The organism is Nocardioides mangrovi (assembly GCF_020073815.1).
GTDB lineage: Bacteria > Actinomycetota > Actinomycetes > Propionibacteriales > Nocardioidaceae > Nocardioides > Nocardioides mangrovi.
In genome coordinates, this window is the sequence record NZ_JAIQZJ010000021.1 from 1 (window position 1) to 23,805 (window position 23,805).

Below are 23,805 nucleotides of genomic sequence, written 5' to 3' on the forward strand. Positions count from 1 at the left end.
TGTTAAGCACGCCGCCAGCGTTCGTCCTGAGCCAGGATCAAACTCTCCGTTGAAAACGTAAAATTCTACCCTGACAGGAGACACTGACATCAAATGTTGTCAGAATCATTGTCAAAGAAATCCGCGACCAAACCCACCCGAAGGCAGACCCAGTCAACGGGGCATAAACAAACTAATTCGTCGACTATGACACACTGTTGAGTTCTCAAAAATCAGACGCACTCGGAAGTTCGGCTTTTCGGCCTCCCCGTCCGGGGCAACTCGTAAAACTTAGCGGATTGTTTTGGCCCGGTGCAAATCCGGGCTTTTCCGCCGCATCCCGCGCACACCACAGTGCTTTCCAATTTTGGAGGGTCTCAGTGAGACGCGCTTCGCCACCGGAAAGGTGATGATGAGAAGGGGATGGCCGCCGGGGCCGGAGGCCCGACCTGACCGGTCTTGCCTCCCGCCGCTCCCTGGCGACTCGGAGAACATTAGGGGACTCTGCGGCCGAGTTCAAATCGGGCGCGCGTGACCCGGCGCACAACCACGTTTACGCAGGTCAGGAGGGGGTCAGCGGACCTCGACGCCGGCGAAGTTCTTCTTCCCGCGGCGCAGCACGAGCCAGCGCCCGCCGATCAGGTCGTCGCTCGACGGCACCTGCTCGGGGTCCTCGACCCGCTGGTTGTTGAGGTAGGCACCACCCTCGCCGACCGTGCGCCGGGCCTCCCCCTTGCTCTTGGCGAGTCCGGTCGCGACCAGGAGGTCGACCACGGAGGGCAGCTCGTCGCCGTCGACGACCGTGCTCCCGGTCTCCTGCAGCGCGGCGCCGAGCGTGTCCGGGCTCAGCCCGGACAGCTCTCCCCCGCCGAACAACGCAGCCGACGCCGCCTGGATGCGCTCGGTCTCCTCCGCACCGTGGACCAAGGTGGTCACCTGCTCGGCGAGCGCGCGCTGGCCCGCGCGCAGGAAGGGCTTCTCGGCGTGCTGGGTCTCGATGTCCTCGATCTCCGCGCGGGAGAGGAAGGTGAAGATCCGCAGCAGCTCCCCGACCTTCTCGTCCTCGACGTTGAGCCAGAACTGGTAGAAGGCGTACGGCGACATCATCTGCGGGTCGAGCCACAGGGCGCCGCCCTCGGTCTTGCCGTACTTCGTGCCGTCGGACTTGGTCACGAGCGGCGTCGCGAAGGCGTGGGCCTTGCCGCCGTCGGAGCGGCGGATCAGCTCGACGCCGCCCGTCAGGTTGCCCCACTGGTCGGAGCCGCCGAACTGGAGCGTCACGCCGTGGTCGCGGTAGAGGTTGAGGAAGTCCAACGACTGGAGCAGCACGTAGCTGAACTCGGTGTAGCTGATGCCCGCGTCCAGCCGGCTCTTCACGACGTCGCGCGCCAGCATCCGGTTGACGGGGAAGTGCTTGCCGATGTCGCGCAGGAAGTCGATCGTCGAGAGACTCGCGGTCCAGTCGTAGTTGTTGACCATGGTCGCGGCGTTGGCGCCCTCGAAGTCGAGGAAGGGCTCGATCTGGTGGCGGACCCGCTCGACCCAGTCCTTGACCGTGTCGAGGCTGTTGAGCACGCGCTCCCCCGACTCCTTGGGGTCACCGATCATCCCGGTCGCGCCCCCGACCAGGGCGTAGGGCGTGTGGCCGGCCAGCTGGAGCCGCTTCGCGGTGACGATCTGCACCAGGTTGCCCATGTGGAGGCTCGGCGCCGTCGGGTCGAAGCCCACGTAGAACCGCACGCTCCCCACGGAGAGGGCCTCGCGCAGCGCGTCGAGGTCCGTCGAGTGGGCGATGAGGCCGCGCCACTCGAGGTCGTCGAGGAGTGTGGGATCGACGGTCACGGTGAACCTTTCAGTGCGGGATGTGCGGTCCCAGCCTGCCATGGAGCGCGTGACTAGGCTCGCGGGGATTCGGGAAGGACGGATGACGTGATCGCAGGGAGGTACGTGCTCGACCGCGAGATCGGGCGCGGGGGGATGGGCGCGGTCTGGCTCGGCACCGACGAGGTGCTCGGTCGTCAGGTCGCGCTGAAGCGCGTCGGGATGGGCCCTGGCGGCGCCACCCCGGACCTGGAGCGGGCCGAGCGCGAGGCCCGGCTGGCCGCCCGCCTCAACCACCCGCACGTCGTGGCCATCTACGACCTCGTCGAGGACGGGGACGAGCGCTGGCTGGTCATGGAGTACGTCGCAGGCGTCACGCTCGCCGCCCTCGTGCGCTCCGAGGGCCCGCTGCCGAACGAGCGCGCCGCCGCGATCGTCCGGCAGGCAGCGGACGCGCTGGCTGCGGCGCACGCAGCCGGGATCGTCCACCGCGACGTGAAGCCCTCGAACATCCTCGTCGGCCCGGACGGCCAGGTGAAGCTGTCGGACTTCGGCATCGCCCGCGCCCAGGCCGACGCCTCCCTCACCCAGACCGGGCTGGTCACCGGCTCGCCGGCGTACCTGGCGCCCGAGGTGGCCTCGGGCCAGCAGGCGACCGCGGCCAGCGACATGTGGTCGCTCGGCGCGACGCTCTACCACTCGCTTGCCGGGCAGGCGCCGTACGAGGTCGGCGACAACGTGCTCGGGGCGCTCTACCGGATCGTCCACGAGGAGCCGCCGCGGCTCGCGGGTGCCGGGTGGCTGGACCCGCTGCTGCGCGCCACCATGGCCACCGACCCGCACCAGCGCTGGACCAGCGCGCAGGTGCGCGACTACCTGGCCACCGGGCCGTCGGCCGCGGCGGCGCTGCCCGTGCCGGCGGCGGCTCCGGTCGCCGAGACGCCGACCCTGCGGACGCTGACCATCCCGCCGGCCGCCCCGCCGCCGGCGGCGCCGCCGGTGACCCCACCTCCCCGCGAGCGCCGCGGACGCGGCGCCGTCGCGATCCTGGCCGTTGCGGCGATCGTCGTCGCGGTCGCCCTCGTCGCCTGGCTGGCGCTGCGCGGCGACGACACCCCGGCCGAGACGGGCACCGACAAGCCGACGCGGTCGGCCTCCTCGGGGCCGGCGACGTCGGGCACGTCGCAGGCCGCGGTCACCGAGGACGGCATGGAGAACTTCGTCGAGGACTACCTCGCGACGGTGACCACCGATCCTCACGCGGCGTGGCAGCAGCTGACACCGGACTTCCAGGCGCAGAGCGGCAACTTCGGGCAGTACCAGAAGTTCTGGCGCACCATCAGCACCGCCGACATGACCAGCGCGCAGGCGGACCCGGAGTCGAAGCAGATCACCTACACGGTCGAGTACCAGCACCCCGACGGCTCGAAGACGAGCGACGAGGTCACCCTCACCCTCGAGGGCACCGACGGGGACTACCTCATCGCCGCGGAAGACTGAGTCCCCGCGCCCTCGGACCCCCTACCCTGTGCTCGGGAGGTTCGATGGAGCTGGCGGCGCTGTACCGCGACATCGTGGAGAGGTCGCCCGACGCCATCTGGGTCTGCGACCTGGAGGGTCGCACCCTCTACGCGAACCCCGCGATGCTGCGGCTCTACGGCGTCGACGAGGCCGAGATGGCGCGCACCACGGTCTTCGACTCCCTCGACGAGCCCGGCCGCCAGCAGTTCCGCGAGCACCTCGAGGTGCTCAAGAGCGAGGGCGCGAACGGCGAGGACGTCGACGTCCTCTTCTGGCGCAAGGACGGCACCTCGCTGTGGGTGATCATCAGCGAGCGCGAGCTCCGCGGCCCCGACGGCGAGATGGCGGGCTTCGTGCACCGGATCAGCGACTACAGCGGCCGGCGACGCGCGCTCGACGACCTCACGGAGAGCCGCCGCCGGCTCGCCGAGGCGCACCGGCTCGCGCGACTCGGCAGCTGGGAGTGGGACGTCGTCACCGACGAGATCACGGCGTCCGAGGAGCTCTGCGCCCTGTACGGGCTCGACCCGACGGCGTTCCCCGTCACCTACGACGACTTCCTCGGCATCGTGCACGAGGAGGACCGCGCGGCCGTCGACGCCGCGGTCCAGGAGGCGCGCGACGAGCCGCGCGAGTTCCGCTTCCTCTGCCGGATCAGCAGTGGGGACACCTGGGTGTGGACGCGCGGGCGCGGCGAGTCCGTCGCCGGCGCGGACGGCCAGGTGGTCGCGATGTCGGGCACCCACCAGGACGTGACCGAGACCAAGCTCGCCGACCTGGCCCTGGAGGACCAGGTCCGCCAGAACACGCTCATGCAGACCGTGGCGGTCGCCGCCAACGAGGCGCGCAGCCTGCGGGAGGTACTGTCCCAGGCGCAGCACCTCGTGCTCCTGCACGACGACTGGAGCCGCGGGCGCGCGTTCGTCCCGGACGAGTCCGGCGAGCGCGTCGTACCCCTCTACGTGAACGAGGGCGACGACGAGGCCGACCTGGCCACGCCGGAGCACACGGCGATGGAGCTGGACCTGGCCAACCGCGCCTTCCGTGAGCGCGCCTCGAGGTGGGACGAGGAACGGCTGACGATCGCCTTCCCCGTCTCCTACGACGAGGAGGTGGTCGCGGTCGTCACGATCACCTCCGATCCCCCGCTCTATCGCCACGACATGATCCAGTCGATGGTCGAGCAGGTCGCGGTGCAGCTGGGCCGGGTGGCCGAGCGCGAGCGGCACGAGCGAGAGCTCGCCGACGCCCGCGACGGAGCGATGGAGGCGTCACGGCAGAAGTCGGAGTTCCTCGCGACCATGAGCCACGAGATCAGGACCCCGCTCAACGGCGTCATCGGCTTCAACGACCTGCTGATGCGCAGCGACCTCAGTGCCGACCAGGCGCGGCTGGCCTCCGGCGTCCAGGTCGCCAGCCGCGCGCTGCTCGCGATCATCAACGACGTCCTGGACTTCTCGAAGATCGAGGCCGGGATGCTGGAGCTCGAGCGGCTCGACTTCGAGGTGCGACCGGTCTTCGACCAGGTCGCGAGCATGCTCGCCGAGGCCGCACGCGCCAAGGGTCTCGAGCTGATCGTCTCCTGCCACCCCGACGTGCCGGAGGTGCTCTCCGGCGACCCGACGCGGCTCGCGCAGGTGCTGGCCAACCTCGGCTCGAACGCCGTGAAGTTCACCGAGTCCGGCGAGGTCTTCATCCGCGCGACCGCGACCCCCGCCGCGGACGGCGGCACCGTCCTCGAGGTCAGCGTCACCGACACCGGCGTCGGGGTCGACCCCGAGCACGTCGCGACGCTCTTCGACGCCTTCACCCAGGCGGACGCCTCGACGACGCGGCGGTTCGGCGGGACCGGGCTCGGCCTCGCGATCTCCCGCGAGATCGTCCAGGTGCTGGGCGGCGAGATCGGGCTGCGGCCGAACCCCGGCGGTGGCAGCGTCTTCTGGTTCACCGCGACCTTCGCCGAGCCGGCCGGCCCCGGCGTCGACCCCGACGACGAGCACGGCCGCGCCTGGCTCGCGGACCGGCGGGTGCTGATCGTCGACGACAACGACCACAACCGGCTGATCCTCGAGGAGCAGCTGGCCCGCTGGCGGATCCGGACCCTGTCCGCGGTCAGCGCCGACGAGGCCGAGCGACTGCTCGCCGCGGCGGTGGCCGCCGGCGACCCGGTCGAGGGGGTCCTGCTCGACATGAGCATGCCCGGGCGGGACGGGCTCGACCTGGCCCGCGCGCTGCGCCGCGCCCCGTCGTACGCCGGGCTGACGCTGCTGATGCTGACCTCGGCGACCACGCCGACGCCCGCGGAGCTCGAGGACGCGGGGATCGCGGCCTGCCTGTCGAAGCCCGCCCTGGCCGGGGAGATCCGCACCGCCCTCCTCGCCCACCTCGCCGGCGTCGGTCCGCGCGGCGAGGAGGAGGCGGTCCCCGCCGACGGCCCGACCACCTCGCGCCGGGTGCTCGTGGTCGAGGACAACCCGGTCAACCAGCTCGTCGCCGTCGGCCTCCTGGAGGCGATGGGCTACACCGCCACCACCGCCGACGACGGCGAGGCGGCGCTGGCGGTGCTCGCCACCAGTGCCTTCGACGCGGTGCTGATGGACGTCCAGATGCCCCGCATGGACGGTTACGCCGCGACCCGGGCGATCCGGGCCGGTGAGAGCGACGGCCAGCGGCTCCCGGTGATCGCGATGACCGCGGCCGCCGTCGAGGGCGAGCGGGACCGCTGCCTGGCCGCCGGGATGGACGACTTCCTGACCAAACCGGTCGACTCCGCCGCGCTGAGCGCCGTGCTCGATCGTTGGACATCCCACGGGGACACACCGGTACGCCGTACGCTTCCCCGCGTGTCCGCACCTCGGGAAGAGCAGTCGTCCGGCGACCTCGGCATCCTCGCTCTGGATCGCCTCGACGAGCTCCGTGACCTCGACCCCGGCAACACCGCCTACCTCGACCGGGCGATCGGGAACTTCGTCACCAACACGCCCGGCACCCTGGAGCAGATCCGCACCGCGGCCGACGAGGGCGACGCCCCGCTGCTCAAGCAGGTCTCGCACAAGCTGGCGGGCGGCGCGCTCAACCTCGGCGTGACCGCCGCCGGGCGCGCGGCGCAGCAGATCGAGCTCGTGGCCGACACCGGCACCACCGACGGGGTGACCGACCTGCTCGACGAGCTCGAGGAGCAGCTCGCCGTCGGCCGCTCGGCGCTCCTGGCCTACCAGGCGCAGTACAGCTCCGGCGCGGCGTCCTGAGGTTCGGCGTACCCGCGAGCGGGTACGCCGTGCAGCATGAAGAGCATCATCGGCCTCGTGGTCGTGGTCTGGCTGGTCATCGGCGTGCTCGCTGCGTGGCAGCGCGGCTACTTCGGCGACGACCGGGACGTCAGCTGCAAGTCGACCGGGGACACGGTGCTGACCATCGTCGCCGGCCCCCTCAACTACTTCGGCGCGAACCCGAAGGTCGACTGCGAGGTGAACCTTCCCCAGCCGTCCCAGTGAGGATCAGCGGTCCTCGGTGCGGTCCTCGGCGCGCTCCTCGTCGGCTGTCGGCGGCGCCGACCGGTCCAGCGCGCCCTGGTTGCCGACGAACGCCGCGACCGGCGGGATCAGTGCCGCGACCACGCTCATCACGACGGCGGCGGTGGTCGACCACAGGCGGACGACGTTCCACGCCAGCAGGATGAGCACCACGCAGGTGCCCATCAGCCAGAAGTAGGCCCGGTGCCGGCGTCGTCGTTCCACTCCTCGACGGTAGTCCGGCGCCCCGCGGCGGTGGTGCGAGGCCGAGCGCGGCGCCTGTCACGCCGGGTCAGCGCTTGTTCCCACCGTGCTGCAGCACCGTGGGTAGAGGCAGTAACGGGGCGTGACAGCCACGGAAGGCCCGGCTGCGAGGCAACCGGCACGAGATCGGTAGGCTCACCCGCCACGGGGCGGTAGCTCAGTCGGTCAGAGCAGAGGACTCATAATCCTTGGGTCGTGGGTTCGAGCCCCACCCGCCCCACGCGAGCTCCGCGGCACTACCGCAGGACCGCGCGCAGGTCGAAGGACATGTTCGGCGTCGCTCGGTAGTTGAGGTGGGTCTCGGCGCTGACGACGTTGGTGCCGTTGACCAGCAGGCTGGTCGGGACAGTGATCGTCAGGGGCGCGCCGCGGGCCGTGGTCGTCGAGCGGGCCGACGAGGCGTAGGTGTTGTAGGAGATCGTGCCGGTCGGCATGTTCGAGCGCGCGACCTCGGTGCCGTTGACGTAGACGACAACGCCATCGTCGGCCCAGGTGGTGAGGGTCAGCGAGGTGACCTTCGTGGTGTCGAGGACCTGGAAGCTCCGGCGCGCCTGCATCGCGATCGGCCGGTCGGAGGTGGTCGCGAAGGAGTCGACGTTGGTGGCCACGGTCGAGTCGCCGAAGCCGAGGGGCGCCGTGCCGCTCCCCCACGACGAGTCGTCGAACACGGCGGTCGTCCAGGCGACCGGTGGCGTGGAGGCGACGTACCGCCAGCGCCAGGTGGCGCCGTACGGGATCACCGTGGGGTCGGCGGAGGCGACCGTGATCGGATGGGAGGCGGTGCCGATCGCGCCGTCGTCGTCGGTCACGGTCAGGGTCACGGGGTAGGTGCCGGAGACGGCGTAGGCGTGGGTCGGCTGGGCACCCGTGCCGGTGGTGCCGTCACCGAAGTCCCAGGAGTACGACGCGACGGTGCCGTCGGAGTCGCTCGAGCCGCTGCCGTCGAAGGACGCCTGCAGCTGGTTGGCGGAGCTCGTGAACGCCGCCGTTGGCCGGGCGTTGCCGGTGAGGACGGTCGCGGTGAGGTCGAAGGTGACGTCGGGGGTGCCGCGGTAGTTGAGGTGCGTCTCGACGGCCACGACGTTGGTGCCGGCCACGAGCAGCCCCGGATCGGCGTTGATGTGCACGGCCGGCGCACTGGCCGCCTTCGGCGCCGCCGACGCGAACGTGGTGGTCGTGACCGCACCGGCCGGCATGTTGGCGCGCCCCACCTCGGTGCCGTTGACGTAGACGACGGCACCGTCGTTGGCGACCGTGTCGAGGACCAGCTGGCTGACGCGGGACGGGTTGGCGACCGTGAAGGTCTTGCTGAAGTACGCCGCGCGCGGCCGGTCGCTCGTGCTCGCGAAGGTGTCGATGTTGGTGATCACCGACGTCGCGCCGAACCCGAGGGGTGCGTTGCCGCTGTTCCAGCCGGACGAGTCGAAGCCGGCGGTGTTCCAGCCGGACGGGAGTGCGGCGTTGTCGAACTTCCACCGCCACGCGGACCCGTTGGCGATCACGGTCTGCGTGGGCGAGTCGGCGGTCACCGTGTGGGTGACGGTCGACAGGGAGCCCTCGTCGTCGAGCACGCTCAGGGTCACGTCGTAGTCGCCGCCCGCGGCGTAGGTGTGCGAGATGGTGGCGCCGGTGCCGGTGGTCCCGTCGCCGAAGTCCCACGAGTAGTAGGTGACCGAGCCGTCGGGGTCCGTCGACCCGGTCGCGTCGAGGTCGGCCGTGAGGCCGTCGACCGACGAGGTGAACGCGGCCGTCGGCGACTGGTTGGTGTCGGAGGCCGTGGCCGTGAGCGCGTCCAGCTCGACGTCGAGACCCATGTCGGAGGACGTCCGCGAGAACTGGTGGACCTCGATGGCGACCGTGTTGCGGCCGGTCACCAGCAGACTCGTCGGGGGCGTGAAGCTCGCCAGCGCCGTCTCGGCGCCTCCCGAGCGGTCGGTGAGCGCGAGGGTGGAGCTCGTGATCGAGCCGCTCGGCAGGTTGTCGCGCGCGACCTCGGTGCCGTTGAGGTAGACGACCGCCCCGTCGTCGGAGGAGAGCAGGAGCGACAGGCTGTCCGGGACCGTCGCGAGGTCGAAGGCCGCCCGGAAGTAGGTGGTGATGTACTTGTTCGACGACGACGAGCCGTAGCTCAGCACGGTCGTGTCGAAGGTGTCGCCGTACCCCAGGCGTGGGATGCCGGTGGCCCAGGAGCTCGCGTCGAAGCCCGCGGTGCTCCAGCCGGTCGGGGTGGTGCCCTTGTCCCAGTAGGACCACGCGGTGTTGGGCCCGAGCAGGGTCGTGGACGACGGCGGTGACGGCGGCGGCGCCGACGTCGCGGGGAACCGCGCGAACCCTCGGGTCGGCAGGCCGTCCACCGAGGTGAAGTCGCCGCCGACCACCAGGCCCTTGTCCGAGACGTCCACGGTCCACGAGCCCCAGAACTGGTCGAAGGTGGGCCGGAAGGTCGGGTCGATGGCGCCGGTGGAGGCGTCGGCGGCCAGCAGCTTGAGGGCGGTGTTGCCCTGGTAGCCGTCGTGGAAGCCGAAGTAGACCTCGCCGCGGTAGTAGGCGAGCGCCTGGTTGTCGCCGTCGGTGACGTTGCGCCAGAGCCGGGTCCCGGACGTCGTGCTCCAGGCGGCGGTCGCGTTGGTGGCCGAGCCACCCGCAGCGAAGAGCTTGCTGCCGTCCTCGTTGACCTCGACGGCGAACGAGGGCTTGGCGGCGTTGGCGAAGACCAGCGAGCGCACGGCGCCGGTGGTGGCGTCCGCGGCCGCCATCCCGTTGCGGCTGGCGCCCCCGAAGGTGCCGAAGTTGCCGACGACGTAGAGCGTGCCCCCGTCGGGGCTGGTGGTGAGTCCGTAGACCGAGTTGTTCGGGGTCGCCGCGAAGCCGCTGACCGCGGCGCCGGTGGTCGGGTTCAGCTTGGCGAGGCGGGACCGCGCGACGCCGTCGATCGTGGTGAAGTTGCCGCCGACGTAGAGCGCGCCGCCGCAGTAGAGGAGGGCGCGGACGGAGTCGTTGGCGGCCGGCGCGAAGCTCGCGTCGAGCGCCCCGGTGACGAGGTTGACCTTCGCCAGGTAGCTCCGGGTGGCCCCCGCGAACGTCTTGAAGGCGCCCCCGACGTAGAGGGACGCGCCGTCCGTCGCGAGCGCGCGGACCGTGGTCGAGGCGTCGGCACGGAAGGAGGTCACCAGGTCGCCGTCGCTCATGCTGAACGCCGCCAGGTTGGCGCGCGGGACCAGCGTGCCGTCCGGGGCGATCGCGTTCTTGAACTGGCCGCCGACGTAGACGGTGTTGCCGACGATCAAGGTGGTGTAGACGGTCCCGTCGACCTGGTAGCCGGTCGCGGGCGTGCCCGCGGTGAAGAGCGTGGCGGCCCGCGTGGGTGCCGGGGGAAGTGACGTCAGACCGAGCAGCAGGGCCAGGAGGAGCAGGAGCCTGAGCGGCGTGACGTGCTTGCGCGTGGGCATTCCCTCCGCCCGGTGCATGGGGGTCTTGGACGCCCACCGGGGGGAGCCGGTGGGCGTCCCTCATTCGAGCACCACGCCGACGGGACGGTCATGCCCAGTCCTCGGTAGATCGCACGCCGCGGGCTCAGTCCGCCGTCTCCCGCTCCTCCAGCAGCTCCGCCTTCTGGCGTCGGGTCCGTCGGAGGTCGACCATGGCGGCGGCGGCCGTGGCCAGCGCCTCGGCCTCGCGCGCCTCGGCCTCGGCCTCGGCCACGGGGTCGGAGTCGCCCGCGACCTCCTCGCGGGCCTGGGCGGCCTCCTCGCGGACCTGGCGGTCGTCCGCCACGGCCTTCTCGACCTGCCGGTCGGTGTCGCGCAGCGACCGACGCAGGGCGCGGGTGCTCAGCGTGGCCGCCAGCTCGGCCCGCTCCTCCTCGGGGTCCCAGTCGACCGAGGGCCACTCCGGGTCCATCTCGATGAGGGTCTGGGTGAGGATCTCGGTGATCGCGAGCCGGGAGTACCACTTGTGGTCGGCCGGTACGACGTACCAGGGCGCGGCCTCGGTGGAGGTGCGCCGGAAGACGTCGGCGTAGGCCTCCTGGTAGGCGTCCCACTTGCGCCGGGTGGGGATGTCGTTGGCGCTGTACTTCCAGTGCTTGTCGGGTCGGTCGAGGCGCTTCATCAGCCGCTCCCCCTGCTCGTCGTGGCTGACGACCAGGCCGAACTTCACGATGGTCGTCCCCGACTCGACGAGATCGGCCTCGAAGGCGTTGATCTCGTCGTAGCGCTTCTCCCAGACGTCGGGCGTGACCAGCTCGTCGACGCGGGCGACCAGGACGTCCTCGTAGTGGGAGCGGTCGAAGACGCCGATCAGGCCCGGCTCGGGCAGCGCCTTCTTGATGCGCCACAGGAAGTGGTGCTTCTGCTCCTCGGGCGACGGAGCGCCGAACGATCGCAGCGCCACTCCCTGCGGGTCGACCATGCCGAGCACATGGCGGGCGACGCCGCCCTTGCCGGCCGTGTCGAGACCCTGGACCACGACGAGCAGGGACCGGTCTCCCCCGGCCCGGCCCTCGGCGAAGAGGCGCTCCTGGAGCTCGCTGAGCAGGTCGCCGCGGCCGCGGGAGAAGCCCTTGCCCGCCTTCTTCCCACCGGTCCAGCCGGGGGTCGCGTCGCGCTCGATCGTCGACAGCGCGACGGACTCGTCGGCGCGCAACAGGTCGCGCGGGTCGTCGCTCCAGCTGTCCTCGTGCTTCCCCACGTGTCAGCTCCCCTCTCCGGGTCGGGGCCGGCCGTCCGGGTCGAACAGCAGGTCGTACAGCCGCGGGGCCCAGAGCAGCTGGGCGGCGGTCAGCTCAGGAGCCGCGAGCCGACGCAGCCGGCCGGGCGGTCGCTGGTGCTCGTGCTCCGCCGCGGCGAACTCGGCCGCGTGGTCGAGCACGCGCCGGCGACGACGTGCGTGGCCCGGGATCCGCCCGATCAGCGACACCGGCACGGGCACCGGGCGGCGCGGGCGCCGGTCGGCGAGCACCCCGCGGACGCCGGTACGCCGGTCGGGCACGTCGCCGGCGTACCAGGCGTCGAGCGCGCTCGCGCAGGCCACCATCGCGTCGAAGAGCTCGTGCGGGTCCTCCGGGACCTCGTCAGGACTGCACCCGAGGTGCTCGGCGACGAGCGTCCGCAGCAGCACCCGGGGGAACGAGTCCTCCGGTGCCGGCCCGTCCAGGTCGCCGCGAGCGTCGACGACCGTGCAGGCGATCTCGCTGTCGCTGGTCCACGAGCGACGGTTCAGGTTGTCCGAGCCGACGCTGGCCCACCGATGATCGATGATGCACGTCTTGGAGTGGACGTAGACCGGCATGCCCTCGTCGTTGGTCAGCCCGAAGACCGCCACCCGGTCGCCGCCGGCCTCGAGGATCCGGCGCATGGCCAGCATCCGGCCGTAGAGCTGGGGCACCTCCACCGCGGCACCCTCGCGATCGGGCACCATCGGGAGGATGACGATCAGCCGCAGATCCGGCTTCGCACGCAGCGCCTGCGCGAAGTGCTCCCCGACCTCCTCGGACCACAGGTACTGGTCCTCGACGTAGACCAGGCGATCGGCCTGCGCGATGGCCTTGGCGTTGCCGAGCATCACCGAGCGCTCGCCGTGCGGGGCGAAGTCGAAGCTCTTGGGGTAGATCACCGGGAAGGTGCGGACCACCTGGACGATCTCGTGACCGTCGGTCCGCGGCGGCGGAGGCGGGGTCTGCTCGCCCAGCGGCTCGGGCGACAGGTCCTCCTGGTGGACCAGGCTCGACAGCAGCCGGCCGGGGTTGACCGTGAGCGGGGTGCTGTCCTCCCAGCGCTCCCGGAACGTCGTCTCCACGTCGTGGACCGCCGGTCCCTGCACCGCCACCTGGACGTCGTGCCACGCCGGCGTCGGACCGTAGGCCCGGGCCATCTCGACCGGCTGTCCGTCGCCCTGGTGCTTGGCGTCGTCGCGGCGCCCGTGGCACAGGTCGATCCCGCCGACGTAGGCGATGTCGCGGGTGGGGTCGTCCGCGTGCCGGATGACCACGAACTTCTGGTGGTGCGCGCCCCGGGTCCGCACCCGCATGTCGCGCAGGCACTGACCGCCCGCCTCGCCGATCTCCTCGCCGAGCTGACGGTGGCGGTGGGCACTGAAGCCGAGGCGGTGCCAGTGGGACCGCCACAGCAGCCCGCGCACCTCGACGCCCCGGCGTACGGCGTCGATGAGGGTGTTGTTCAGCGTCGAGCGCGGGTCGTCGGTGAGCTGCTGGTCGGGATCCCCCTGCCAGTCCGCGAAGTAGAAGCGGTCGCCGGGCCCCAACGCGCAGATGCGCTCGTGGAGCTCGGCGAAGTAGTCCCGCCCGTGCACCAGCGCGCGCACGGTGTTGCCCGTGCTCCATGCCGTCCCGTCGCCCCGCACCGCATCGATCGCGGTGTGCGGGTTCTCCCTCTCCTCGCTCACGAGGAGCCACTCCCTCACGTCCACGGCGGGCATTCTGCTCATCTCGACGGCCGGGCAAACGGCGCGTGAACTCCCACGTTTGCGCGAGCCCGTCGCTGCGCACTCTCCCGGTGTGGAGGGAGAACACACGCGAGCGCGACGACTCGTGCGGGCAGTCGTGTACGGCGTGGCAGTGGCCCTGGCCCTGGCCGTGCTGGCGCTGCTGGTGCGCTCGAACTTCGACCCGCTGATCGACCTGGACCAGCGGGTCAGCGTCGCGGCGACCGACTTCACCCGGTCCCACGAGGGGTTCCGCTCGCTCGCGGAGACCTGGGAGCTGATCAGCCAGCCGTGGGTGATGTACGCGGTCGTCGGCGTGCCGCTCTGCGCCGTCGCCTGGTTCGTCCTGCACCTGCGGACCCGGGCACTGTGGGCGCTCGCCACGATGGCGACCGGCTGGGCCGTCGCCGTCGGCATCAAGCTCGTGGTGCAGCGAGCCCGGCCGGCGATCGAGGACCCCTTCTCGGTCCACGCCGGCTACTCCTTCCCCAGCGGTCACGCCGCCAACAACGCGATCGTCGTGACGATCGCGCTCCTGCTGCTCCGGCCGGTGCTGGGCCCGACGGCCCGCTGGCTCCTGTTCGGCGTCGGGGCGCTGTGGGTACTGCTGACCTGCGCCGATCGTCTCTTCATGGGCGCGCACTTCCTCTCCGACGTGGTCGCGGGCGTGCTGCTCGGCTGCGGACTCTGCCTCGCGTCGTACGCCGGCTACGTGGGCTGGAGCCCACCCACCCCCACCCCTGACAAGGAGTCGAACAATGGCGTTCCTCACCCGGTGGCATGACGACCCGTCACGCCCGACCCTGAAGGAGGCCGGGCGCGACCTCGGCGTCCGCGTCGCCGCACCCCTGGTCGCCTGGTGGCTGGTCGTGCTGGCGATCGGCTGGATGCTGACCGACGGTCCGCTCCACGACCTCGGCGTCCGCGAGGAGCGCGTGAACAAGTGGTTCGCCTCGTCGCGCACCTCGCTCTTCGACGGCATCACGCTCTTCTTCTCCTGGACCGGCGCGACGGTCAGCATCATCGGGGTGTGCGTGGTCGTGGTGGCCGTCGTCTGGTGGCGCACGCGGCAGTGGTGGTTCGCCGTCATCCCGCTCATCGCGATCTCCGCGCAGGCCCTGGTCTTCTTCTTCACCACGCTGCTCATCGACCGTGAGCGCCCGCACGTCGAGAAGCTCGACGACTCGCCACCGACGTCGAGCTTCCCCAGCGGCCACACCGGTGCGGCGACCGGCCTCTACTTCACCCTCGCCCTGATGGCCCTGCGGATCCGGCAGCCCGCGCTTCGCGCCGTGGTCGTGACCGTGTGCCTGCTGATCCCCTTCTGCGTCGGCACCGCGCGCCTCTACCGCGGCATGCACCACGTGAGCGACGTGGTGGTCGCCATGGTCAACGGGGCCCTCGCCTGCCTGCTCGCCTGGAACTGGCTGCGGCGCACTCCGGCGGTCGAGGGCGGCCAGACCAGCGAGCGAGCAGGAATGGCCGCGTCGCACCGCGGGTAAGTCCTGTCAGGGGGAGGGAGAGGGAGAGATGGCACAGCAGAACATGTCGGCACACGTCGACCGCGCGACCAACGCCGCCAAGGGGGCCGCCGCGCAGGCCGGAGACCATCCGGTCGTGGAGTGGGGAGCACGCCTCGGCTACGCGGCCAGCGGGGTCCTGCACCTGGTGCTCGCGTGGCTGATCGCGCAGATCGCCGTGGGCGCCGGAGCGCACGCCAGCCAGTCCGGTGCGGTCGGCACGCTCGCCCGGCAACCGTTCGGTCAGTTCCTGCTCTGGGTGCTGGTGGCCGGCTTCGCGCTGCTCGCGCTGTGGCAGGCGACCGAGGTCGTCACGTCGCGGGAGGCCTTCGACAAGGCGAAGGCGGGCGGCAAGACCGTCCTCTACGCCGCGCTCGCCTGGACCGCCGGGGTCTTCGCCGTCGGCGGGCACACCTCCAGCAACAAGCAGACGCAGGACTTCACCCGGACGCTCATGGACGCGCCGGCCGGCCGGCTCCTGGTCGGCCTGGTCGGTCTGGCGATCGTGGGGGTCGCGATCTACCACATCTACAAGGGCTGGAAGAAGAAGTTCCTCGAGGACCTGCAGGAGCACCCCGGCCGCTGGGCCGTCGTCGCCGCTCGGGTCGGCTACATCGGCAAGGGCATCGCCCTCGTGGCCGTCGGCTTCCTCTTCATCACCGCGGCGTGGCAGCAGCAGGCCGGCGACGTCACCGGCCTCGACGGTGCGCTGAAGTCGCTGCGCGACCTGCCCGCCGGGGCCGTGCTCCTGATCGGCATCGCGCTCGGGTTCGCGGCGTACGGCGTCTACTCCTTCGCCCGAGGTCGCTATGCGCGCGTCTGACGTCACCGTCGTCGTCAACCCGATGAAGGTGGACGTCGAGGAGGTCCGGTCGACGCTGGCGGACGTCGCGGCCGAGTCGGGTCTGCCGGAGCCGACGATCGTCGAGACGACCGAGGACGACTGCGGCTTCGGGCAGACCCGCACAGCGGTCGAGCGAGGCGCGAGCCTGGTGTGCGCGCTCGGCGGCGACGGGACGGTCCGCGCCGTGGCGCAGGAGCTCGTCGGGACCGGCGTTCCCCTCGGCCTCCTCCCCGGCGGAACCGGCAACCTGCTGGCGCGCAACGTGGGTGGCGGGGTGGACGGTCTCGCGGACGCCGCGCGCATCGCCTTCGCCGGTCGCGACCGGGTCATCGACGTCGGCTGGCTCGTGCTCGATCCCAGCCCCGCGCAGCTGGACGGGATCCCGGAGCCTGCCGACAACGTGCACTGCTTCACCGTCATGGCCGGCGTCGGCTTCGACGCCCAGATGATGGCCGACGCGCCCGAGGGGGTGAAGGACAAGGTCGGCTGGGCGGCGTACGTCGCCAGCGGAGGACGTCACCTCACGGACCCGCCCTTCTCGCTGGAGGTCGTCGTGGACGGCGAGGCCACGTCCGCCACCAAGGCCCGGACCGTCGTGGTCGGCAACTGCGGCGAGCTCACGGGCGGCATGGTGCTGCTGCCCGACGCGGAGCTCGACGACGGGCTGCTCGACGTCGCGACGGTCAGTCCCGAGAGCCTGACGCAGTGGATCGGCGTCGCCGCCCGGGTCCTGGCCGAGCGCGGCGACGGCCCCGCCCTCGAGCGCTCGAGCGGGCGCGACGTGACGGTGGCCGTCGACCCGCCGCAGCTGTGTGAGGTCGACGGTGACGTGCTGGTCGAGGCGACGACCATGAGGTTCGTGATCCAGCCCGATGCCCTCGTGGTGCGCGTCAGCCAGGACGTCGGCGAGCCTCAGCAGGAGGCGTTGTAGGACGCACGCTGGAGCGAGGCGCCCTGGGTGACCTGCTTGCCACCGTCGAGCGTCCAGGAGCGCTGCCAGTCGGAGAAGAGCATCGTGTGGTTCATCTCCTTCTCGCCGTCGCCGACCAGGCTGAAGCGCAGGGTCATCGGAACGCCGGAGACGGCCTTCGGGTCGTTGACGACGCCGACGGTCCTGCCGTCGACGAACCAGGTGATGTGTGACTTGCCGAGCTCGATCCCGATCGCGGCGGACCGCTGACCGATGTCGATCTTGCGCGTGGCGGTCCACTTCGTGCCGGAGGCCGACCGCGCGCCGATGTCGATGCTGTGGCCGCCGGCGTCGATGTCGGCGACGGTGATGTTGCGGGTGCCGCAGCGGTAGTCGCTGGCGCGCTCGGGGACCAGCTCGAGGACCGCGTGGTAGTCCTGGGCCCCGGTCTCGAAGCGCTTGATCCGGAACGCCGTCTCCCAGCGGCCGTACGCCGCGGGGTTGTCCTGCATCGTGGCGCGAGTGGTGCCGACGTCGCCGTCGCCCCGGAAGTTGCGCCCGCTGTCGAGCGAGATCTGGCCGTTGAGCTGGGCCGCCCGGCCGGTGCCGTCGGAGGAGTCGAGCCACCAGCCCCGCCGGTCGGTGCCGCGGTAGGGCCGGCTGGTCAGGGACTCACCGGAGGTCCAGGCGAAGTCCCAGAGCGAGATGCCCCAGAGGTGGGCCTTCGCGGCGGTCTGGCCGTTGCGGCTGCTCGGCGAGCCGGTCTCCTTGTACGGGCGGGACGGCGCGGTCGGGGCCTCGTCGCGGCCGACGTTGGGGTGGAGCGGGTCGACGACGCGGACGGTGAACGGGAAGGACGGGTACCAGCCGATCTTGTCGCCGCCCTTGGTCCAGTCCTCCTCGCGGACGCGGTAGGTGACGTAGCCCGCGGCACCGACGGTCTGCACGAAGGCGCCGTTGCCGAGGATGCTGGTCCTGGTGGTGTCGAGCGTCTTCCAGGTGTCGCCGTCGACGCGCTGCTGGAGGGTGAGGGTGCGCCCCGGGATGACCGGCGGCGGCAGGTCGGGGCGCCCGACCAGGGTGGGCGTGGTGTCGACGGCGATCGTGAACGGGAGGTTCATCACCACTTCGCCGTCGTCGAGGCCCGGCAGCTTGGCGGTCGAGAGCGTGAGATCCTGCGACTTCGCGTCGAAGTCCCACGAGCCGGTGACGGCGCCCTTGCCCACGACCCGCATCCGGATGTTGAACATCGACGGCGCGGGATAGGTGAAGGTGAAGCTGCCGTCGGGCTTGGTGGTGGTGCTGAAGCCCTCGACGTCGCTCCACACGTCGCCGATGCGACCCATGTTCTTCTGCAGGTGGATGCGACGGACGCCGCTGACACCGAGGTCGCCGGAGAAGGTGAGCTGCTGACCGCCCACGAACAGCGAGCCGGGGCTGACCAGGAGCGAGCCGACGGACCGCTTCGCCCGGTGCTTCGCGTGGTGCCGCTCGGCGGCGGCTCCGGGCGCGGTCAGACCGGCCAGCACGATCCCGGCCAGTGCGATCCCGAGCGCAAGGCGCGCGAGAGTACCCGTCTTCTCCACGGAGTCGACGGTAGGTCTGGACCAGCGTCCTGTCCGACGAATGCGGACATTAGTGATCGTGCCGCCGAATACCCCGTTCTGGGTACGCCGTCAGTCGCTGCCGTCAGCTGGTGCGGCGGGAGTCGAGGGCGAGGGCGAGCGCGTTGAGGCCGGCCCAGCCGAGCGTCACGCCGAGGACCTTGCGGCGGACGTCGGGATCCTCGGTGCGGGTCGCCAGCAGCGCCCCGTCACCGAGGTCCATCGCGATCCGGGCGAGCATCGCGGCGCGGACGGTGCCGGGTCGCCGGCCGAGGATCGCGAGGCTGCTGATCGCGAGGTCGCGGACGCCGTACGTGCGCGCCAGCAGCTCGAGGCCCTCTCGGTCCTTGCGATCGGCGTCGAGCGCCTGCCACAGGTGGGCGGGCTGGGCGAGGGCGTAGCCGCCGTACGCGGCGGTGGCGGTGGAGACGAGGCGGCTCAGCGGGTAGCTCATGGGTGCGGCGTACCCGCTGGCCCCCTCGATCACGCGGGCAGCGGCTGCTCGGTCTCGAGGTCGACGGTCACCAGCGAGCGAGGTGCAGACCGCGTCCACGAGCCTGACCACGTCCCGTCGTCCGGCTCCGTGTCACGGCGAGGCGACCGCGCTCCGATCGCGCGACATGCCGAGGGCCTTGTCGAGGGCGGGCGTGAGGTAGGACGCGTACTCGACCGTGACGTGGGCGAGGTCGCGCCGGGTGATGTAGTCGCCGACGACGCCCGGGCAGCGGCCGTGCAAGCAGAACCAGCGCGTCGGGTCGAGCACCTGCACCCCGGCACTCGCGGCTCCGCGGCTGGCGGCGTCGATGAACTGGTCGACGAGCGGGTCCTGCGAGGAGACGCAGCGCTCGAGGGTGGCCCGCCGCTTGGCCAGGCACTCCACGGCCTGGGCGGTCGTCGCCGGAGGGTCGTCGAGGTAGACGACACGCTCCGAGTGCGCGGACACGTCCACGAGGGTGCGCCGTACGCCCTCCTCGAACGCGGCCAGCTCCCCGGCGGTGTCCGTCACGTGGCTGCCGTCGTCGAGGACGTAGCCGCGGTTGGGGTTGGCCTCCGAGGCCACGAGCGTCAGGTCGGGAGCGAGGTCGTCCACCTCGGAGCGCGCCCAGTCCTGGAAGTCGGCGCACTCCTCGGCGGGACCGCCGACCTTGAGCCAGGGCGTTACGTCCGCACCCGGACACCCGACGCGCACCAGCCAGTACGCGCGGTACCCGTGCTTCTCCGCGATGCGGTCGAGCGCAGGGATCCACTGCCGCGCATGGGAGTCGCCGACCAGCACCATCGTCTTGTCGCCGTCGGGATCGCCCATCGGGCACAGGTCGGTGGACGGGTCGTTCCAGTAGTCGCAGGCGCCGAGGTCGGGCTTGAGCTTGTCGAGGTGGAACGGGTCCGGCCGGAGCCCGCCCGGGATCTCCAGCCCGTTGTCGGCCGCGAGGAGCGAGGCCTGCACCAGCGCGACGTACGGCGACGGGTCGAACGACGGCACCGGCTCCCCCGACCGCTGGCCGTAGTGCGCGAGCGTGATCGGCTCGCCGTGCGGCACGTCCACGCGCATCACCACGGCCTTCGCCCCGACCAGCGCGGGGATCACCAGCACGAGGGCCGCGGGGTAGAGCAGCAGACCGCGCGAGGGGCGCACGGAGATCACCCGCGCGTGGCGCACCGGGTTCTCGACGAGGTGGTAGGTCAGCGCCGAGACCGCCAGCGCCGCCACCAGCACCGCCAGCCCGCGTGCCCCCGAGACCGGCCCCCAGATCGCCGCGGCGAAGACGAGGAAGGGCCAGTGCCACAGGTAGAACGAGTAGGACCAGTCCCCCACGGCCCGGAACGGCCGGAGGGCGAGCAGCCGCTGCGGGAGCGCGGAGGCACCCGCGGTCGGCACCCCGCCGAGCAGGAGGAGGACGGCGCCGAGCACCGGCAGAGCGGCCGCCGACCCCGGGAAGGGCGTCGTCGCGTCGTACGTCAGCGCGGCGGTGAGGATCGCCAGGAGGCCGATCCACGACGCCGCCGTACGCAGCCCGCGCGGGGTCGCCTGCGCGCGGGCGACCAGGCACGCGGCCAGTGCGCCCGTGGCCAGCTCCCAGACCCGGGCGCGCGTCGAGAAGTAGGCGCCGACCGGCTCGCTGGCCGTGTCGAGCAGCGAGAACGCGAACGACGCGGCGATCACGACCAGCAGCGCCAGGGCGACGTACCGCGCGTTGCCCCGGGGAGCGACGTGGCCCCCGTTGCGCCGGCGGCGGGCGACGACCCAGATGACGACCGCGATGAGGAGTGGCCAGAAGAGGTAGAACTGCTCCTCGACCGCCAGCGACCAGTAGTGCTGGAAGGGTGAGGGGCTCGCGTCACCCTGGAAGTAGTCGGTCCCGTCCCGCGCGAACTTGATGTTGCCGGCGAAGAACAGCACCCAAGCCGCGTCCTCGATCGCCGCGATCGCCTGGACACCGCTCAGCAGCGCGACGGAGGCGCCGACGGTGACCAGGAGCACCAGCAGCGAGGCGGGCAGGATGCGGCGCGCGCGACGCGCGTAGAAGTCCCGGAGCGAGATCCGCCCGTGGCGGTCGTGGTCCTTCAGGAGCAGCCCGGTGATCAGGAACCCGGAGATCACGAAGAAGACGTCCACCCCGACGTACCCGCCGTGGAACGGCCCGACGTCAGCGTGGTCGACCGCGACCAGGAGGACGGCGAGGGCCCGCAGACCCTGCACGTCACCTCTGAACTGCCCCCGAGACATCGATCGATCGTAAGTCGGCGCGTGCCGTCAGGACGAGTTTGACATCGGTGGGTCGGACATGCAGACGGGCCCGCCTCACTCGCGTGAGACGGGCCCGTGATCTGCTCCCCCGGTTGGACTCGAACCAACAACCCTCCGGTTAACAGCCGAATGCTCTGCCAGTTGAGCTACAGGGGATCGGGTGCAGCCCGCACAGGTTAGCAATCGGCCGCCCCAACGAAAAATCGAGGTGCCCCGACCGGGATCAGTCGACTCCGACTTCCGCGCGGGCGGCCGCGAGGGCCTCCTCGGCGGCCCGGCGTACGGCGGGATCGGCCGGGTCGACGCCCTCGTCGAACTCGTAGATCCAGCTGATCGGCCGATCCCCGGCGGGTGCCCGGCGGGCGATCACCCGGAGCGCGCGGCGACCATCGACGGGCACGCTGCGCTGGAAGACGACGCTGGCGGTGACCCGCTCCCGGAGCAGCTCGAGGAGCCGGCCGGGCTCCTCGATGGTGAAGGTGTGCTCGGGTCGCGGCTCGCCCCAGGTGCCGACCTCGCTGACCCGGAGGACCCCGGTGTCGCGGTCCCAGTCTGCGGCCTGGACGTCCTCCCACGGGATCCGGAGGGTCTCCTCGAGGCGGAACGTGCCGCCCTGCGAGCGCGCGACGTAGAGCGCGTCGCGGGTGCCGCCGAGGTGACCCTCGTCGGCGCGGGCGTCGGCGAGCAGCCGCTCCCCCCGCTCGACCCGGATCGGCGGTCGCTCGCCGCGGCGGAAGAGGCTCATACGGCGGGACCTCGCAGTCGGTCACGGATGCTGCGCCGCTGGCTCTCGAGGGTCGCGAGCTCGCCGAAGATGGCGTTGAAGCTCTCGACGTCGGCCGGATCGGTGCGGTGCAGCCGGGAGCTGAGGTCCTCGATCCGGCGGCCGACGGCGCGCTCCTGGAGGCGGAGGAGGTACTCGGTGACGTACGCCGCGTCGGGAGCCTTCTTGAGCGGCGCCACCGCCAGGGCGCTGATCGCCGAGACGACCGCCGGGTCGTCCGTCGAGTCGCGCAGGCGGGCCGCCCAGCCCTGGTCGCCGACGCCGGCGGCGATGCCACCGGCGGCCGCCACCAGCTCCCAGATCGCCCGCAGCGTCGGGTGGGTGAAGCTCTCCGGTCGGATCTCGGTGGTGAGGCGGCCGATGTTGATCGGCGCCTGGATGACCAGCATCAGCGTCTCCCGCTCGATCGCGAAGCGCGGGTCGCCGATGCTCGGGAGCGGAGGCGTCTCGGGACGGTCTGCCTCGGACGCGGCGGGGGTCGCGTGCTGGTGCTGGTCGGGAGCCGGCTTGCGGCTGGCGGCGCGGCGGACCTCCGCGCGCGCCTCGTCGGGGTCGACGCCGATCATCCCGGCGAGCTCGCGGGCGAACGCGTCGACCTTGGACCTGTCCCGGATGCTCGACACCAGGCGCGCGCCCTCGCGCAGGGCGTCGATGCGACCGTCGGCGCGGTCGAGGTCGTACTTGGTGATCACGTTGGACAGCACGAAGCGGTAGAGCGGCACCCGGCCGCCGATCAGGTCGCGGACCGCGTCGTCGCCCTTCTTGATCCGCAGGTCGCAGGGGTCGAGGCCGTCGGGCTCCACGGCAACGTAGGTCTGGGAGACGAAGTTCTGGTCGCCGCCGAAGGCACGCAGGGCGGCCTTCTGCCCCGCGGCGTCACCGTCGAAGGTGAAGATCACCTCGCCGCGCGACCCGTCGCGGTCGTCGAGGAAGCGGCGCAGCACCCGGGCGTGGTCGTCGCCGAAGGCGGTGCCGCACGTGGCGACCGCCGTACCGACCCCGGAGAGGTGGCAGGCCATCACATCGGTGTAGCCCTCGACGATCACGGCCTGGGACGACTGGCCGATCGCCTTGCGGGCCAGGTCGATGCCGTAGAGGACCTGGCTCTTCTTGTAGAGCTTGGTCTCGGGGGTGTTGAGGTACTTGGCCTCGATCCGGTCGTCGTCGAAGATCCGCCGCGCGCCGAAGCCGATGGTGTCGCCGCTCGCGTCCCGGATCGGCCAGAGCAGGCGCCCGCGGAAACGGTCGTACGCCGAGCGCCCGATCGCCACGACACCGGCCTCGACCGACTCCTCCTGGGAGAAGCCGCGGCCACGGAGGTGCTTGGTCACCGCCTCGCCGTCGCGGGGGGCGAAGCCGATGCCGAAGGTCTCGGCGGCTGCCTGGTCGAAGCCACGTTGGATGAGGAAGTCGCGGGCGGCTCGGGCGTCGGAGGTCGCGAGCTGCTCGGCGTAGAACTGCTGGGCGACCTTGTTGGCCTCGATCAGTCGGCCGCGCTGCGGGCCCTTCGGCTTGTCGTCGCGCCCGCCGAAGCCGTCGTCCTCGCGCCGGAGCACGATGCCCTGCTTCTCGGCGAGCCGCTCGACCACCTCGCCGAAGGCGAGGCCGTCGACCTTCATCAGGAAGTTGATGACGTCGCCGCCTTCTCCGCAGCCGAAGCAGTGGTAGAAACCTCGACTCGGGTTGACGTTGAAGGACGGCGACTTCTCGTCGTGGAAGGGGCAGAGGCCCTTGAGCGAGCCGCCGCCGGCGGGGCGGAGCGTGACGTACTGGCCGATGACGTCGTCGATGCGCGTCTTCTCGCGCACCTCGGCGATGTCCTCCTCGCGAATCCGTCCGGCCACGGGGCGATCCTA

At 71.5% G+C, this 23,805-nt stretch carries 16 protein-coding genes, 2 tRNA genes and 1 pseudogene; 8 read left to right on the forward strand and 11 right to left on the reverse strand.

Features of this window, described 5'->3' with window-relative positions; genetic code table 11:
- Window positions 1-552: 552 nt before the first annotated feature.
- The gene (tyrS, locus tag K8U61_RS22715; protein WP_224125295.1) at window positions 553-1,821 is read right to left on the reverse strand and encodes a tyrosine--tRNA ligase; all 1,269 of its coding nucleotides are present in this window, start codon (window positions 1,819-1,821) and stop codon (window positions 553-555) included.
- 87 nt (window positions 1,822-1,908) lie between these two features.
- Between tyrS and K8U61_RS22720 the strand changes: the two genes are divergently transcribed.
- The 3 genes from K8U61_RS22720 to K8U61_RS22730 are packed head-to-tail and all read left to right on the forward strand — an operon-like array spanning window position 1,909 to window position 6,815.
- Complete coding sequence (locus K8U61_RS22720) at window positions 1,909-3,300, forward strand: serine/threonine-protein kinase (RefSeq protein WP_224125296.1); 1,392 nt, start codon at window positions 1,909-1,911, stop codon at window positions 3,298-3,300.
- Window positions 3,301-3,344: 44 nt separating this feature from the next.
- Complete coding sequence (locus K8U61_RS22725) at window positions 3,345-6,569, forward strand: response regulator (RefSeq protein WP_224125297.1); 3,225 nt, start codon at window positions 3,345-3,347, stop codon at window positions 6,567-6,569.
- 36 nt (window positions 6,570-6,605) lie between these two features.
- Window positions 6,606-6,815 carry a hypothetical protein gene (locus tag K8U61_RS22730; protein ID WP_224125298.1) on the forward strand — a complete coding sequence of 70 codons (210 nt, stop codon included), beginning with the start codon at window positions 6,606-6,608 and terminating at the stop codon, window positions 6,813-6,815.
- Window positions 6,816-6,818: 3 nt separating this feature from the next.
- Here K8U61_RS22730 and K8U61_RS22735 read toward each other — a convergent pair whose 3' ends face one another.
- Window positions 6,819-7,058, reverse strand: a complete 240-nt coding sequence (locus K8U61_RS22735; RefSeq protein ID WP_224125299.1) for a DUF3099 domain-containing protein — start codon at window positions 7,056-7,058, stop codon at window positions 6,819-6,821.
- A 185-nt stretch (window positions 7,059-7,243) separates the two neighbouring features.
- On the opposite strand from K8U61_RS22735, the gene K8U61_RS22740 reads away from it, so the two are divergent.
- A tRNA-Ile gene (locus K8U61_RS22740) sits at window positions 7,244-7,317 on the forward strand.
- A 16-nt stretch (window positions 7,318-7,333) separates the two neighbouring features.
- Here K8U61_RS22740 and K8U61_RS25270 read toward each other — a convergent pair.
- From K8U61_RS25270 to K8U61_RS22755, 3 genes and pseudogenes are all read right to left on the reverse strand, one after another.
- A complete protein-coding gene (locus K8U61_RS25270; RefSeq protein WP_272491985.1) occupies window positions 7,334-10,546 on the reverse strand; it encodes a PKD domain-containing protein in 3,213 nt (1,070 codons plus the stop codon).
- 394 nt (window positions 10,547-10,940) lie between these two features.
- Window positions 10,941-11,786: pseudogene (locus tag K8U61_RS22750) on the reverse strand (PPK2 family polyphosphate kinase); the annotation flags it as partial.
- 3 nt (window positions 11,787-11,789) lie between these two features.
- Window positions 11,790-13,523 (reverse strand): phospholipase D family protein, encoded by a 1,734-nt coding sequence (locus tag K8U61_RS22755; protein WP_224125301.1) that lies wholly within the window; start codon window positions 13,521-13,523, stop codon window positions 11,790-11,792.
- Between the two features lie 142 nt (window positions 13,524-13,665).
- Between K8U61_RS22755 and K8U61_RS22760 the strand changes: the two genes are divergently transcribed.
- Genes K8U61_RS22760 through K8U61_RS22775 form a run of 4 tightly spaced genes read left to right on the forward strand, consistent with a single transcriptional unit; the run spans window position 13,666 to window position 16,833 of the window.
- Entirely contained in the window at window positions 13,666-14,322 is a 657-nt protein-coding gene (locus tag K8U61_RS22760) for a phosphatase PAP2 family protein (protein WP_224125302.1), read from the forward strand.
- Window positions 14,297-15,040 carry a phosphatase PAP2 family protein gene (locus tag K8U61_RS22765; protein WP_224125303.1) on the forward strand — a complete coding sequence of 248 codons (744 nt, stop codon included), beginning with the start codon at window positions 14,297-14,299 and terminating at the stop codon, window positions 15,038-15,040. Before K8U61_RS22760 ends, K8U61_RS22765 begins: the two co-directional genes overlap by 26 nt.
- A gap of 28 nt (window positions 15,041-15,068) precedes the next feature.
- On the forward strand, window positions 15,069-15,881 hold the full coding sequence (locus tag K8U61_RS22770) for a DUF1206 domain-containing protein (protein WP_224125304.1): 813 nt from the start codon (window positions 15,069-15,071) through the stop codon (window positions 15,879-15,881).
- Window positions 15,868-16,833 (forward strand): diacylglycerol/lipid kinase family protein, encoded by a 966-nt coding sequence (locus K8U61_RS22775; RefSeq protein WP_224125305.1) that lies wholly within the window; start codon window positions 15,868-15,870, stop codon window positions 16,831-16,833. Before K8U61_RS22770 ends, K8U61_RS22775 begins: the two co-directional genes overlap by 14 nt.
- Here the strand turns inward: K8U61_RS22775 and K8U61_RS22780 are convergent.
- The 6 genes from K8U61_RS22780 to dnaG form a co-directional block, all read right to left on the reverse strand.
- Window positions 16,815-18,398 (reverse strand): hypothetical protein, encoded by a 1,584-nt coding sequence (locus K8U61_RS22780; RefSeq protein ID WP_224125306.1) that lies wholly within the window; start codon window positions 18,396-18,398, stop codon window positions 16,815-16,817. The two genes, K8U61_RS22775 and K8U61_RS22780, sit on opposite strands and share 19 nt — an antisense overlap.
- Window positions 18,399-18,501: 103 nt before the next feature.
- Window positions 18,502-18,870 carry a hypothetical protein gene (locus tag K8U61_RS22785; RefSeq protein ID WP_224125307.1) on the reverse strand — a complete coding sequence of 123 codons (369 nt, stop codon included), beginning with the start codon at window positions 18,868-18,870 and terminating at the stop codon, window positions 18,502-18,504.
- Window positions 18,871-19,002: 132 nt separating this feature from the next.
- Window positions 19,003-21,144 (reverse strand): acyltransferase family protein, encoded by a 2,142-nt coding sequence (locus tag K8U61_RS22790; protein WP_224125308.1) that lies wholly within the window; start codon window positions 21,142-21,144, stop codon window positions 19,003-19,005.
- A 104-nt stretch (window positions 21,145-21,248) separates the two neighbouring features.
- Window positions 21,249-21,321 (reverse strand) — tRNA-Asn (locus tag K8U61_RS22795).
- 67 nt (window positions 21,322-21,388) lie between these two features.
- Window positions 21,389-21,910 (reverse strand): hypothetical protein, encoded by a 522-nt coding sequence (locus tag K8U61_RS22800; protein ID WP_224125309.1) that lies wholly within the window; start codon window positions 21,908-21,910, stop codon window positions 21,389-21,391.
- Entirely contained in the window at window positions 21,907-23,793 is a 1,887-nt protein-coding gene (gene dnaG, locus K8U61_RS22805) for a DNA primase (RefSeq protein ID WP_224125310.1), read from the reverse strand. Before dnaG ends, K8U61_RS22800 begins: the two co-directional genes overlap by 4 nt.
- Between the last annotated feature and the right edge of the window lie 12 nt (window positions 23,794-23,805).

Excerpts from the sequence above, each read along its gene's own strand:
- K8U61_RS22770 (WP_224125304.1), top strand. The coding sequence starts at position 15,069 with ATGGCACAGCAGAACATGTCGGCACACGTCGACCGCGCGACCAACGCC.
- K8U61_RS22790 (WP_224125308.1), bottom strand. The coding sequence starts at position 21,144 with ATGTCTCGGGGGCAGTTCAGAGGTGACGTGCAGGGTCTGCGGGCCCTC.
- K8U61_RS22730 (WP_224125298.1), top strand. The coding sequence starts at position 6,606 with ATGAAGAGCATCATCGGCCTCGTGGTCGTGGTCTGGCTGGTCATCGGC.
- K8U61_RS22725 (WP_224125297.1), top strand. The coding sequence starts at position 3,345 with ATGGAGCTGGCGGCGCTGTACCGCGACATCGTGGAGAGGTCGCCCGAC.
- K8U61_RS22785 (WP_224125307.1), bottom strand. The coding sequence starts at position 18,870 with ATGAGCTACCCGCTGAGCCGCCTCGTCTCCACCGCCACCGCCGCGTAC.
- K8U61_RS22775 (WP_224125305.1), top strand. The coding sequence starts at position 15,868 with ATGCGCGCGTCTGACGTCACCGTCGTCGTCAACCCGATGAAGGTGGAC.
- K8U61_RS22800 (WP_224125309.1), bottom strand. The coding sequence starts at position 21,910 with ATGAGCCTCTTCCGCCGCGGCGAGCGACCGCCGATCCGGGTCGAGCGG.
- K8U61_RS22765 (WP_224125303.1), top strand. The coding sequence starts at position 14,297 with ATGGCGTTCCTCACCCGGTGGCATGACGACCCGTCACGCCCGACCCTG.
- K8U61_RS25270 (WP_272491985.1), bottom strand. The coding sequence starts at position 10,546 with ATGCCCACGCGCAAGCACGTCACGCCGCTCAGGCTCCTGCTCCTCCTG.